15 protein-coding genes and 1 pseudogene (1 of these 16 cut by a window edge) are annotated in these 13,382 nt (G+C 37.4%); 12 read left to right on the plus strand and 4 right to left on the minus strand.

The window, feature by feature from the left end; genetic code table 11:
* The 3 genes from V7161_RS22615 to V7161_RS22625 form a co-directional block, all read left to right on the plus strand.
* Positions 1 to 948 carry the 3' portion of an arsenic transporter gene (locus tag V7161_RS22615; protein WP_335715104.1) on the plus strand. The gene continues 396 nt to the left of window position 1, outside the view, so 948 of the gene's 1,344 nt are visible here — the last part of the coding sequence; the start codon falls outside the window, past its left edge; the stop codon is at positions 946 to 948.
* A 148-nt stretch (positions 949 to 1,096) separates the two neighbouring features.
* The gene (locus V7161_RS22620) at positions 1,097 to 2,572 is read left to right on the plus strand and encodes a pyruvate kinase (RefSeq protein ID WP_335715105.1); all 1,476 of its coding nucleotides are present in this window, start codon (positions 1,097 to 1,099) and stop codon (positions 2,570 to 2,572) included.
* 107 nt (positions 2,573 to 2,679) lie between these two features.
* A complete protein-coding gene (locus V7161_RS22625; RefSeq protein WP_335715106.1) occupies positions 2,680 to 3,477 on the plus strand; it encodes a hypothetical protein in 798 nt (265 codons plus the stop codon).
* A gap of 112 nt (positions 3,478 to 3,589) precedes the next feature.
* Here V7161_RS22625 and V7161_RS22630 read toward each other — a convergent pair.
* Positions 3,590 to 4,914, minus strand: a pseudogene (locus V7161_RS22630) (D-serine ammonia-lyase).
* A 135-nt stretch (positions 4,915 to 5,049) separates the two neighbouring features.
* Between V7161_RS22630 and V7161_RS22635 the strand changes: the two are divergent.
* From V7161_RS22635 to uvsE, 4 genes are all read left to right on the plus strand, one after another.
* Positions 5,050 to 5,808, plus strand: coding sequence for a GTP cyclohydrolase II (locus tag V7161_RS22635; RefSeq protein WP_223590087.1), 759 nt, complete (start codon positions 5,050 to 5,052; stop codon positions 5,806 to 5,808).
* The gene (gene ribD, locus V7161_RS22640) at positions 5,801 to 6,895 is read left to right on the plus strand and encodes a bifunctional diaminohydroxyphosphoribosylaminopyrimidine deaminase/5-amino-6-(5-phosphoribosylamino)uracil reductase RibD (protein WP_335715107.1); all 1,095 of its coding nucleotides are present in this window, start codon (positions 5,801 to 5,803) and stop codon (positions 6,893 to 6,895) included. Before V7161_RS22635 ends, ribD begins: the two co-directional genes overlap by 8 nt.
* Positions 6,896 to 6,907: 12 nt before the next feature.
* Positions 6,908 to 7,492: a 5' nucleotidase, NT5C type gene (locus tag V7161_RS22645; protein ID WP_335715108.1), complete on the plus strand. Its 585-nt coding sequence runs from the start codon at positions 6,908 to 6,910 to the stop codon at positions 7,490 to 7,492.
* Positions 7,493 to 7,556: 64 nt separating this feature from the next.
* Positions 7,557 to 8,522 carry a UV DNA damage repair endonuclease UvsE gene (gene uvsE / locus V7161_RS22650; RefSeq protein WP_335715109.1) on the plus strand — a complete coding sequence of 322 codons (966 nt, stop codon included), beginning with the start codon at positions 7,557 to 7,559 and terminating at the stop codon, positions 8,520 to 8,522.
* A 57-nt stretch (positions 8,523 to 8,579) separates the two neighbouring features.
* Here uvsE and V7161_RS22655 read toward each other — a convergent pair whose 3' ends face one another.
* The 3 genes from V7161_RS22655 to V7161_RS22665 all read right to left on the minus strand — a co-directional run bounded on the left by V7161_RS22655 (position 8,580) and on the right by V7161_RS22665 (position 10,618).
* On the minus strand, positions 8,580 to 9,026 hold the full coding sequence (locus tag V7161_RS22655) for a hypothetical protein (RefSeq protein ID WP_335715110.1): 447 nt from the start codon (positions 9,024 to 9,026) through the stop codon (positions 8,580 to 8,582).
* Positions 9,027 to 9,038: 12 nt separating this feature from the next.
* Entirely contained in the window at positions 9,039 to 10,073 is a 1,035-nt protein-coding gene (locus tag V7161_RS22660; RefSeq protein WP_335715111.1) for a DUF3231 family protein, read from the minus strand.
* A gap of 122 nt (positions 10,074 to 10,195) precedes the next feature.
* Positions 10,196 to 10,618, minus strand: coding sequence for a pyridoxamine 5'-phosphate oxidase family protein (locus V7161_RS22665; protein WP_335715112.1), 423 nt, complete (start codon positions 10,616 to 10,618; stop codon positions 10,196 to 10,198).
* A 169-nt stretch (positions 10,619 to 10,787) separates the two neighbouring features.
* Here V7161_RS22665 and V7161_RS22670 point away from each other — a divergent pair, with 169 nt between their 5' ends.
* The 5 genes from V7161_RS22670 to V7161_RS22690 all read left to right on the plus strand — a co-directional run bounded on the left by V7161_RS22670 (position 10,788) and on the right by V7161_RS22690 (position 13,329).
* Entirely contained in the window at positions 10,788 to 11,039 is a 252-nt protein-coding gene (locus V7161_RS22670) for a transcriptional regulator SplA domain-containing protein (protein ID WP_335715113.1), read from the plus strand.
* Positions 11,036 to 12,064: a spore photoproduct lyase gene (gene splB, locus V7161_RS22675; RefSeq protein ID WP_335715114.1), complete on the plus strand. Its 1,029-nt coding sequence runs from the start codon at positions 11,036 to 11,038 to the stop codon at positions 12,062 to 12,064. The genes V7161_RS22670 and splB overlap by 4 nt, the downstream gene beginning before the upstream one ends.
* A gap of 118 nt (positions 12,065 to 12,182) precedes the next feature.
* On the plus strand, positions 12,183 to 12,356 hold the full coding sequence (locus V7161_RS22680) for an asparagine synthase (RefSeq protein WP_223590070.1): 174 nt from the start codon (positions 12,183 to 12,185) through the stop codon (positions 12,354 to 12,356).
* A gap of 61 nt (positions 12,357 to 12,417) precedes the next feature.
* Positions 12,418 to 12,558, plus strand: a complete 141-nt coding sequence (locus V7161_RS22685) for a hypothetical protein (RefSeq protein ID WP_335715115.1) — start codon at positions 12,418 to 12,420, stop codon at positions 12,556 to 12,558.
* 258 nt (positions 12,559 to 12,816) lie between these two features.
* A complete protein-coding gene (locus V7161_RS22690) occupies positions 12,817 to 13,329 on the plus strand; it encodes a DUF3231 family protein (RefSeq protein WP_335715116.1) in 513 nt (170 codons plus the stop codon).
* The last annotated feature ends 53 nt before the right edge of the window (positions 13,330 to 13,382 follow it).

Below are 13,382 nucleotides of genomic sequence, written 5' to 3' on the forward strand. Positions count from 1 at the left end.
AAAAATAAACAAAAAATACCATTCCTGTTGAGCGGTGCGTTAATTGCAACAGCATCAAGTGCACCGATTGGTGTCAGTAATATTGTGAATCTAATTGCCTTAAAAATTATTGGAATGGACCTATATCTCCAAACAGAAATGATGTTTGTGCCAGGGGTAATTGGATTACTTTTTCTTTCCTTATTATTGTTCCTAGTATTTAAGAAAGACATTCCCCGTGAGATCGGTCACCATTCCTACTGTATCCCTTTACAAAAAAACCGGCGATACCACCCATTGCAGAATAATAGAGAAGATTTATTTAATCAACAACAAAAGCTCATGATTAGAATGCTGATCTTTGTATTTTTTGTAAGAATTAGTTTATTTGCCGCATCCTTTGTTGGCATATCGGTATCCTTGGTCGCCGTACTCGGCTCAATCATTTTATTAATCTGGAGATGGGTGTATTTAAAGACCAATCCTAAGGACGTCGTCAAAAAGATTCCTTGGCATATTTTGATATTTGCTTTTAGCATGTATGTTATCATTTTTGGTTTACACAATATTGGCCTTTCAAGCTTTCTAATAAACCATTTAAAACCATTAGTCAACGGCAGTTTGTTGCATGCCAGTTTAACCATGGGATTGATAACAGCACTGCTTTCCAACATCTTTAACAATCACCCCGCATTAATGATCTCAACCTTAGCGTTAACGGATATGGGATTAAGCCCGCTCCTAATAAAAACCGTTTACCTCGCGAATATCATTGGCAGTGATGTCGGGTCGCTGATTCTTCCAATCGGAACTTTAGCAACGCTAATTTGGATGCATATCCTCAAGAAAAATAAAATTAGAATAACCTGGATGGAATATATTAAAGTGACAATCCTGGTTATTCCGCTAACGTTGGTATTCACACTTATCTGCTTGTATTTTTGGTTATTACTCGTCTTTGTACCATAATTTTTGCCAGGATTCATCGAGGGATGAGTCCTTTTTATTTTTATTTTTTAGTATTATTTTCAAATCGTTGATCCATTCTTTTCACTTTCTTTCTCCTTGAATAATAAAATAAATGGATATTCAGTGTTAAAAAGGAAGTGAATAGAGTGTGGTTAATGTCTCAATTAACCAACCAGAACTATCTCAAAAAGTATTAAATCTTTATCATCAAGTGATTCAAGAAAGTGAACAGGCATTAGAAAGGTTCTCATTGGAAGATGGGAAGCAAAATCGGGATAACTTGCTTGTCTTTTTAGCGCTTCGAAAACATCAATTACGTGAATTGTATATACCATTAGCGGCAGAAGGGCTTACACCTTTGGAATTTTCCAATTTGCACGTTTTATTTACGATGGAAAAAATATTAAACCACTTTAATGTCAAAACAGCGCCACCTGCCAGACTCTCTATTCCTACACCGATTGATGCAAAACAAATTTCAGAAAGAAAATCTGAAGAACTTTTTGGAAAAAGGGAGAAGCAGCTTCATTCTGCAATAATGGTTACTTTAGATGCCAAGATGATTTACGAGCCTGAATTGATGAAAGAATTATTATTGAACGGAATGGATATTGCCAGGATTAACTGTGCACACAATCATCAAGGGATTTGGAAACAAATCATCGAAGGATTGCGAGATGCGGAAAAAAAGTTAAAGGACGAGGGGATTTATGATCATCGCACTTGCAAAATATACATGGACATGGCAGGTCCAAAAGTGCGAATCGGAAAGCTTCAGCAAGTCGAAATATCCGTCATAAAAGGTGACATTTTACGTTTATACCTTGACCCAGAAAAGCCAGGGCACCCTGCTTCGGCTGATGGTCCTGCTGGTGTTCCCGTTACACTTGAAAAAGCGTTTCGTAATGTCAGATTAAAGGATCGGATATTTATCGATGATGGTAAAATCAAGGGAGTCGTCCAGCACATTACATCGAATTACATTGAGATTAACATTCAATCACCGGCTATTAAACCGCTTCGAATAAAGGAAGGAAAGGGGGTAAATCTGCCTGATTCACTTCCAAGCTTAAACGTTCCCGCTTTAACGGAAAAGGACCTTCATGATTTACCCTTTATTATCGGGCATGCCGACATTGTGGGAATTTCATTTGTTCATTCTCCTCTAGACTTGGAAAAACTTCGTGAGGCTATGAAAAGATATGATGGAATGCATCTTGCGGTTGTGGCAAAAATCGAAACCAAGGACGCCGTTCACCAGACAGCGAGAATTATCCTTGAGGGTTTAAAGTTTAAAAGATTTGGTATTATGATCGCAAGAGGGGATTTAGCTGTAGAAGTAGGACCGGAAAACTTGGCCATTGTCCAGGATGAAATCCTGAAAATTTGTTCTGCTGCTTATATCCCAGCCATTTGGGCAACTGGTGTTTTAGAAAAATTAACAAAAACAGGTATTCCATCTCGTGCAGAAATGACTGATGCTTCATATGGAAAGCAAGCTGCTTGTATCATGCTAAACAAAGGTCCTTATATAATTGAGTCCTTAAAAATGCTTAGAAATATACTGCAAACAGAACAAAGTTTTTCACCAAGGTCTTACTCAAATACTTACCAAATTTTATAGTAGAAAAAAGGGTCGACACGGTACGGCTCTTTTTGTGTTATCGGGGGAATGTCTATACCCATTCTTTCCCCTTTGAATACTATTAAAATAAAAGGCAGGTGAGAAAAGTGTATTTGGTTGGCTTTTATTCGCCAAAGGCAAAGTCAGGCGTAACAGAATTATCTTTGTCTGTATTTCATTGGCTAAAAACTAACACTAATTTATCGGTTGCATTCATTTCTTATGGCTCTCTTGAAAAAGAGGATCCTTCGAATTATCTCCTCCATGAATTCTCCAAGCTAACGCTGTCGCAACAAAAACAAAAAGTAAAAAAGATGAAGAAGGAACACGATATCATCATCTATGATGCCTCCAGCCAGTTATCCGAAGGAGTATTAAAGCTTTTGCCAATTGTGGATCGGCTTTTTGTCGTCGGAGAGGAACACAAAGACTTTGCGGTGAAACTGCATCAAATCATTCAATTTAACAAAATTTTTGATAAAAGCGTTAAAAATTTCATTACCCATTTACAAGGGAATAAAACCTTCATCATCCGTGAAAATAAAGAGGACCGAGTAATTGGCTTTAATTATTCCAAGAAAGAAACCAATGATATTGGCCAAATGATTTATACTGATTATGTAACCCATTACTTAAATGAAAAATATATTGAAAAAAACGAAAAAATTTATCGAAAAATTAAAAGAATACCTAAGGAAGACTTGTTTAGAGGCCTTTATGAGCTGGGAATTGATTTCGAAAAAGCATTGCTTTTTAATAAATATGTCATTCTCCGTGAAGTATTAGGCCAGGATTACTACGAAGCACTCGAAAATCTTTTTCCCCATTTAATTAATTCCAAATTCGAAGATCTATTAGATATGTTCCAAAACGAATTGTTTTTTATTACAAAACTAAAACTCTAACATTAAACGCCATTCGAAGTGAATGGTGTTTTATTTGAATCTTATAAATTAAAAGAACCATACAAAAAAAAAGGATGCCACTAAAAGTTATACTTTTGGGGCACCCTCATTCCTATTGATGACCAAGCTGATAATATTGCTCTATAATTTCTGCTGGCACCATGCTTCCGCCGGTGGCCCAGGGGATATGAACAGCATTTTTCATTTTTTCAGTTAAATGATGTTTCTTTAAATAATCCGAACCATCTTTGCCTAATTGAATTGGACCAATCATCCCAGCTAATGCTGAAGGTTCTAAATAGATTTTCTCCGTATCCACTAAATCCTTTAATAGCTTGTACATTTGTGCATCACTAATTGTATAAATGCCGCTTAAAAACGGCTCGATGACTTTTCCGACAAATCCCGAAGGTCTGCCCACTGCTAGACCATCGGCAGCCGTAATATTATCAATTCCAACATCCTGAACAGCGATTTTATCATGTAGTCCTGTCATTAAGCCAAGTAACATACATGGAGAGTGAGTCGGTTCTGCAAAGAAACAATGGACATGATCTTGAAACACTAATTTCAAACCAAATGCGACCCCTCCTGGCCCTCCGCCGACACCACATGGAAGATAAACGAACAAGGGATGATTTTCATCGATGATCACGTCCAACTTTTCCAATTGATTTTTCAGGCGTAATGCAGCCACTGAGTAACCTAAGAAAAGATCGTGTGAGTTTTCATCATCGACAAAATAACAGAAAGGATCTGATTCTGCTTGTTTTCGTCCTTCCTCAACCGCTTTACTGTAATCCGCACTATATTCAATGACTGTGACACTTTTACTACGTAACAAATCTTTTTTCCATTGCTTTGCATCGGCGGACATATGTACCGTCACGTTAAAGCCTAACTTGGCGCTGATAATGCCAATACTCAATCCTAAATTTCCAGTAGAGCCTACAGCAATGGAAAATTGCGAGAAAAAGTTTTGAAAGTGCTCACTATCAAGGATGGAATAATCATCTTTGAGCGTTAACAATCCATGTGTTAATGCTAAAGTTTCCGCATGTTTAAGGACTTCATAAATGCCGCCTCGTGCCTTTATCGATCCTGAGAAAGGCAGGTGGCTATCACATTTTAACAGTAATTCTCCTAAAATGGTTTTGGCGTAATCACCTTCTAGGTTTTGCTTCATCGAAGGTATTCTAATTAATGGCGATTCAATAATGCCATTAGCCTCTTTCGTTCAGGGAAAACTCTGGCAATATAAGGCGCAAAACGGTTTAATCTTTCTTCTGCATCCAACACATCCTCAAAAGTGAGCGGCGACTTTTCAATTCCAGATTGAAAAGCCTCGATTTTTGGATTAAGCCAAAGCTCTTTTTTAAGCGATTTAAGGCTTTTTAATAAGAGATACTGTTCATCAGATAAATTAATCCTCTTCAAAAAATGAACCTCCACATCATTATCTTTATTTATAGTGAACGCATGCATACAGTAGTAACCACCCTCTTTTTTAGTCATATTTCTTGCGTTTTTTTGAAACTTTAACAAATAATAAATAAAAAAGGGGGAATTCATTTGAAGCAAACCAAATTAGAGCCAAAGGTTCTTTCTGTTTTAGAAGATAAAATTCAGCTAATTAAAACCCAAAAGGGAGCGATTTATTTAGTAGGACCCATTCGGCTTCCTGTTAATTTATATGGTGAAACGGTGATTTTTAAATGGTATTGCTGGCTAAATTGCGACGAAGTAACCGAGGATTTTGAAAGGATTATTGACAAACTTTCTTCAGCCAATTTAGCGGAATTCCAGCAATCCAGTGTCCTTGCCTACGGAGATTTTGAATTCGGCGATGATGCGATCATTCGGATGCATTCCATCTGTCACACTGGCGATATTTTTGGCAGTAAAAGATGCGATTGCGGGTATCAATTGAAACAATCCATGAAAATGATTGTTGAACATGGAACAGGTGCTTTATTCTATTTAGCCAACCATGAGGGAAGAGGAATTGGTCTATTCAGCAAGGCAATGGCCTATATTCTTCAGGAAAATGGCTATGATACCGTTGAAGCAAATCAAGCACTTGGGTTTGTAGATGATTCTAGAAACTACAGCGATGCCATCCAAGTTCTTAAAGCCTTACGTTCCAAGCCAGTTACCCTTATGACAAACAATCCCAAAAAATTAGATGCCTTAAAGAATTCCGGTTTACCTGTTTCAGGGAGAAGGCCATTATGGGGAGATGTATCTGAGTATAATGAAAAATACCTTCAGACAAAAATTAATCGCTCCGGTCATTTAAAAGAAGAAGAGGGGTCTTGCCCAAATGACTAGTCATGAATTCTATATGGATTTGGCCCTGCAAAATGCAAGGGCCATGAAAGGACAGACAGATCCAAATCCATTGGTCGGTTCTGTTATTGTCAATGATAACCGAGTGGTTGGAATCGGAGCCCATTTAAAGGCCGGTGAACCGCATGCGGAAATTCATGCCCTCAGGATGGCGGGCGAAAAAGCCAAGGGAGGTACCATTTATGTAACTCTGGAGCCTTGTTCCCATCATGGACGAACAGGTCCTTGTGCCGTTGCCATTGTAGAGGCAGGCCTTAAACGAGTAGTGATTGCAACACTTGATCCTAATCCCATTGTTGCCGGAAATGGTGTTAAAATTCTTGAGGATGCTGGAATTGAAGTCATAATCGGGGTTCGTGAAAAGGAATCCCAACAAATGAATGAGGTATTTAATAAATTCATTGTAAAGAAAAAGCCATTTGTAACTTTGAAATCAGGAATTACCTTGGATGGAAAAATCGCAACTCACACTTCCCACAGTAAATGGATTACTTCAGAAGAAGCCAGAAAAGATGTCCATCACCTTAGAAATGAAAATATGGCGATTCTAGTCGGTGCCAATACCGTCATTAAGGATAATCCTGAGTTGACAACAAGGATTCCAAATGGACGCAACCCAATCCGTGTCATAATGGATTCCGCATTAAAAATACCTTTAGAATCTAAAGTTGTCACCGATAAGCAGGCAGAAACATGGATTTTTACAAGTAAGAATTATGATAAGGAAAAGGAAGCGGCATTATTATCTTTAGGAATAAAAGTTTTTAAAACCAGCGGATCCAAACATGTCGATCCTAATGATGTTGTACATATACTGGGAGAAAATTTAGTTTCTTCTTTATTAATTGAGGGCGGGGGAACAATCAACGCATCTTTTTTAGAAAATCAACTCATTGATAAAGTGGTCCTTTATTTTGCACCTAAACTAATCGGCGGAAAGCATGCCCCAACCTTCTTGGAGGGGGAAGGATTTGAAAAAATGAGCGAGGCTGTCGAGCTTTCGGATGGATCCTTTACCAAAATCGGGCCGGATTTTAAATTTATCGGCTATCCGCTTTACCATATATGAGGGGTAATTAATATGAAATTCGGCTTTGATATTGACGATACGTTAATAAATTTAAGGGAGCACGCTTTCCATCTTTATAATAAAAAATTGAATCAGAAGGTACCGATTGACCATTTCCACGAACTGAAAAGAGTTGAGATCCATGAGCCTTTTGGGTTAACGGATGAACAGGGGAAGGAAATGTGGAAGCGATCATTGGAAGAAATTTATTTTACCTCCTGCCCGCCTTATCCTGAAGCGGTTGAAACGCTGCAGCAACTTGATAAACAAGGGCATGAGATCTATTACATTACCTCAAGGCCAAAGGGGTACAGGGACCAGACAATGGAATGGATGAAGGAAAGGGGCTTTCCCATCCGTGATAACCGTTTTTTTTACGGCATGCAGGATCATGAAAAAGTGGACATCATCAAAAATTTAAAACTGGATTATTACTTCGATGATAAGCCGGCGGTTCTAAATACACTACTTCAAGAATCAACAAAGCTGTATGTAAGAGATCAATCCTATAATCGAGATTTGGATTTACCGCGAATTGTAAATTGGTCAGATTTCTCTAATGTTTTAGAGTGCGAATTAGAAAAAAGGGAAGTTTAATATTAACAGCCTGTTCCATATGGAACAGGCTATTTTTCTCTAAACCCATTGATGAGGTGAACAAATGACAATTGTACGTCTCGGTTATGTAGCTATGAGCATGGAACTGAAAAACGCTTCTCCTTCCAAAACAATGACATTCGCTCAATTCCAGAAAATTGATGATCGGGAGGCTGCAATTCGCAAATTAGAGCGAATATCACTTGAAAATTTGCATAATACTTTACGGATCCTTAAGCATAATGCCGCTTCAGACATTCATTTTTATCGGTTAACCTCTCGATTAATCCCTTTAGCCAATCATGAAGAACTGCTTGATTGGGATTATATGAAACCACTAAAAAGAAGTTTGCATGAAGTTGGTGATTTTGTCAGAAAGCATAGGATGAGAGTTGATTTCCATCCAGATCATTTTGTTTTACTTAATTCCCAGCAGGACAACATCTTAAAGAATTCAATCAAGACCTTAAAGCTGCATTATTTATTATTAAAGGGGATGGGGATTGACCCAACTCACCGCTGCGTTATGCATGTTGGCGGGAACTATAAAGAAACCGAAACATCACTGGAACGTTTTGTTGATAATTGGATGTCCGTACCTAGATCGATTCAAAAAATGATCATGCTTGAAAATGATGATACTTCCTTTACCCTTGAAGATACTCTTTATTTATGTGAAAAATTAGATATACCGCTCGTTTTCGATTATCATCATCACCTTGCCCATCATGAGAATCCAAACTGGGAGGTGAATTGGGAGCGGATCCTTCATACATGGAAGTATTCTCCGCTACCGATAAAAATGCATATTTCAAGTCCAAAAAGCCAAAAAGAATTTCGTCACCATTCGGATTATGTTGACAATAAAATGTTCTTTGATTTCTTAAAAGAAATAAAAGGGAGCATCAAACAAATTTATTGTATGATTGAAGCTAAAAGAAAAGATGAGGCTCTTTTTCATTTAATGGAGGAAATAAGAGCTCGAGGGGATGTTGACATCATTGATGGCTCTTCTTTTCTGTTGAAATAGGCAAAAAAACAATTGTGTTCGTAATTATATAAATGAAAGCTTGGCATTCGCCAAGCTTTATTCTCTTCTTAATACTTTTTTAATTAATATCCCTATAAAAACCCCAGGGATCACACATAACATCGGAAACCAGACTGTTCCCAGCAGCATCCCGGATACCTTTATTTTCGCTGAAAGCATCAGCCCCACAGTGACAAAATAGGCTGAAAGCACAAATGGCAGAAATGAATAAGGTTCTTTGTCTCCACCTGCATCTTTATATGCATCCCACATGGCAAAAAAATAAACACAAGGATAAAACATCAGCCATTGGAATTCAGTGCGAAGAAATGTTTTTTCAATTTCCCCATTAAAACTAAGCATGATTACTTCGTTAAAATGTGAGCGGTTGTTTATCATAAATTCTAAAAAGATAAAGAGAATACCTTTTACATACTTCCCATTAAGCAATTGACCAAAACCTGGGAAAGCAATGCTCCATAATAATTTTTCTTTTGGATTCACATTTGTTTTACCTCAATTAGATGATAATTTTTTTCTATCCACGGCATGCGGAGGTTGTTCCATCCAGCCTTTTTCAACAAAAATTTTTGCTGCCTCTTCAACAAATTGTGCAATTTTCATTAACGACTTGGAATACATTAGTCCAATATCATGTCTTCCGTTAACTGCAGCTGAATTACCAAATGCTCTTATTTTCATGGAAAACATATCCATTTTATGGAATAGCATTAATTTATCTGAAAATGGTGAATAAGTTGATGCTGTCACCAAATCGTCTAAAAAAGAAGGGGCAGGTAAATTTTCATGATGTAGCTTTTGCATATAGTGTTCGACGCTTAATGAGGTCATATCTCTGCCCCACTCAAACAATTTTCGAATCTTTTCATCCTTTACCACTTGTGCAAATGACAGAATGAGTGCCTTGCTTGTTACATTATTTTCAATATTGTCGTAAAGGTGAGCAATTTCTAATGCATGTAGTGAACGCACATGACCCAAGAAACCATTTAAAAAGTCCTTATGAACAAATTCCACCTTTTCAGGTATTGGAATTAAAGGAGGTTTCATAATAAATCCCTTATTCATTAATATTTCATTGATCTGCTCCATTAAGTCCATTGTGGCATCCATACAGTACCTAAAGAATTCTTTAACATCCTTTCTAATGACAAGAGGAATTGCAACGTTATAGATACTCATACCTGCTTTTCCAGCGTATTTCAGATAATGAACAAAGTACTGATCTTGAAATAAACGTGGAGCTCCTAGGTTAACGTCCTCATCCCCAAAACCTTTAGGAATAGGGTAGTTCTCCTTTTCAAAAATTCCTTTCGTTGTATTCATAAATTCTAGGCTTAGCTTTAATGCATTTTCTAATAACGTTTTAATATCCTTATCTTCCACATGTTGGAGATAATAACTTAAAATGCATGTTGACATGCTGTTTCCCATATAGGTAGCCCATAGTTTCCCCATTTCTGCAGAAGTTAAATTTTCACTAGTCTCTTCTTTGTATGAACCTAATTTAATTGGCTTAATCGTTTTCATGGATACTCCCCTTCATGCACGCTTTAGGATAGTATTCTCTTCAGATTGTATTATACTCGGCAGTAAAACCTCTTCAACAGGGAAGAGGTTCATTAACTGAGATTTGAAATTATCAAATGGTTTTATACTGTAATCTCTTGTGGCGGTTCACCATGAAGATTTAGAAGCCGGACAGTTTCAGGCACGATTTGAAGAAACACATAGTTCGGATCTTCTGGGCCTTCGAACCATTGATTGAATGATTCATCCCAATATTGCTTTTTTAGATTTTGTGAGTCATTAATGCTTGACGTTCCAATGATTTCTACATAGGCGTCGCTTTGTCCATTCTTTTCATAACCTAATAAGACAGAGACGGATGAGTTCTTCTCTATTTCTTCAATTTTTTCAGTATCCTTTTTTGTAGGTGTATACAGGGTAAGGTCATCATTGTAGAACGTCATATAGCGTGAATGGGGCTTATTATTTTCAACTGATGAGAGGACACCGGTTTTGTGATCAGAGATAATTTTGATAACCTTTTCTTTTAAATTTTGATCGTTCATTGATTCTGCTCCTTTTTTAAAAGTCAATATTAATTTCTTCATAATTAACTAACCTATACTAATCGATGGTTAATTTCCATTATCAAGAAAACATAATATTAGCTGCGAAAAGGGAAAATTTTAATAATGAGTTACAAATGGTTAATTGCGAAGAAGAAAAGGTGATGGAATGGAAAACCAAAATTACCATGCTGGTGATATCGTTTATGTTTTTTACCGAAATCCCCATACGCAGGATGTTGCAAACATTCAAGCAGCAGCGGTTGTCAATAATCCTGAACAGCCTAATGAATTGGCGTTATTTTTGTACGAAACCTATTACCCGCTCTCCAATGATATGGCGGTATATTCTACTGAAGAAGAGGCAAATCAAGCCTTTGAATACTATTATGGCAGTGCGTCAGATGGGAGGTTGGAATGAATAACCCTTTCACACCTAAATTGGTTTATTTTGAACCAGATGCATTGGACTATCCATTAGGACAAGAACTTCTAGAAAAGTTTCAAAAGATGGATGTCGAAATCCGTTATACCACATCCCATAATCAAGTTAGAAATTTGCCCGGTGACAATGATTTCCAAAGATATCGAGTTGCTAAGTCAACACTGGTGGTTGGTATTAGAAAAACACTGAAATTCGATACTTCTAAGCCTTCGGCTGAGTATGCCATTCCATTTGCGACTGGGTGTATGGGGCATTGTCATTATTGTTATTTACAAACAACAATGGGCAGTAAACCATATATCCGTACATACGTGAATGTCGAGGAGATTCTGGAAGCTGCCGATAAATACATGGAGGAGCGGGCTCCGGAGACGACTAGGTTTGAAGCCTCCTGTACGTCCGATATTGTGGGGATTGATCACTTAACCCATACGTTAAAAAGAGCTATTGAGCATTTTGGTAAATCAGAACTTGGAAAACTTAGATTTGTAACTAAGTTTCATCATGTGGATCATCTCCTTGATGCGCAACATAATGGGAAAACAAGATTTCGATTTAGTGTTAACGCCGATTATGTCATTAAGAACTTTGAGCCAGGGACCTCGCCATTGGAGAAAAGGATTGAGGCGGCAGGAAAAGTCGCAAGAGCAGGGTACCCGCTTGGGTTTATCGTTGCTCCCATTTACCTGCATGAGGGGTGGGAGGAAGGGTATAAACATATGTTTGAACGTTTGCAAGCAGAATTGCCTTCGGAGGCTAAGGAGGACCTAACCTTCGAATTTATTCAACACCGTTTTACCAAACCGGCTAAAAAAGTAATTGAAAAAAACTATCCGATGACAAAATTAGAATTGGATGAAGAAAAACGAAGATATAAATGGGGGAAATATGGAATTGGCAAATACATTTATCAAAAAGAAGAAGAAGAAGATTTAAAAACTCATCTTTACGGATATATGGAAAAGTTTTTCCCAAATGCAAAATTAGAATATTTCACATAAATGGTAGTATCTTTAAGAAATTTAAAACACCTAGAATAAGCATAGATGTATCCTTTGAGGCAACACTAAAAATGGTGAATTGACACCATTATCTAACTTCGATGTAGGGGGATTATCCATGAATATTCGTGAAGGTTTAATACCAACTGCATTAGGCTCAGCTGTAACCGCGACTGGGTATGCTTTAAAACAAAAACGTGGGACAAATAAAATGATTGCCAATACCGTTTTTGGTTTCGGATTAGCTCACATCGTTTTGGGAGTATATGACCTTATCGAACATCGTCGTTAGTAAATAGAAGGATGGGCAATAGAGACATGCTCACCTTCTTCAACTTTGGAGGTAGGTATTTATGTCAAATCAACAACCAAACAGAAATGAGAATCAAAAAGGCAAATACCAACAGGGTTCAGGGACTAAATATCATAAAGAGCATGCGGGCAGTGTCCCTGGATATGGAAACAATCAAGTGGATCAAGTTCAAAAGAGTTAATATAGTTTTGATTGGTTAAATGGTAATTGCGAGGTCTGGGAACATATTTCCCAGACCATTTTCAATGTTGTACTTCCTGGATGTAAGATATATTTTTCCATAAAAATGGAAGTTTATTCAGTTAACTATAAAACAAATTCTTTCTGCGAACCGATAACTTTAGAATCATTTAATTAATATTGGGAAGGATATTTATGTGCTTTAAGAAAGGTGGCACTTTAAATGAATTCATTTTCCTATCTACTAAGGAGGGCAACAATGGGAATTTTAAGTGGAAATCCTAAAGAGGAACCATTACACTACGGTGAAGCGTTTGACCTTTGGGCATCATTATTGGCAGGAAATGGTATGATTGCAGGATATCAAACCATGATTAACCATGCAGGTGATGATGATTTAAAAAAATTATTACTAGAAGCAGTTGATAATTGCCAGCATGATAAGAAACAAGTGGAAGAACTCTTAAAAGAAAATGGTATTGGTTTACCGCCGGCAGCACCGGAGCCGCCAGAGGCATGTTTGGAGGATATTCCGGTTGGGGCTAGAATCCCAGATCCAGCTATTGCCGCAACACTTTCAGCAGATATTGCTGCAGGACTTGTACTTTGCAGCCAAGTGATTGGGAAATCTATTAGGGAAGACGTAGCCATGTTATATCTACAAATGCACAACCAAAAGGCTGCACTAGGGGCAAAAGTACTCCGTCTAAATAAGGAGAAAGGCTGGCTAATCCCGCCGCCATTGCATTTAAATAAGCACGGTGATTGTTAACAATTAAAAGCCTGTTCCTAAGAAAGGAACAGGCTTCAGAGTGTAGACAAAAG

Origin of the sequence: Neobacillus drentensis (assembly GCF_036965425.1) — a bacterium.
Lineage (GTDB): Bacteria > Bacillota > Bacilli > Bacillales > Cytobacillaceae > Neobacillus > Neobacillus drentensis_F.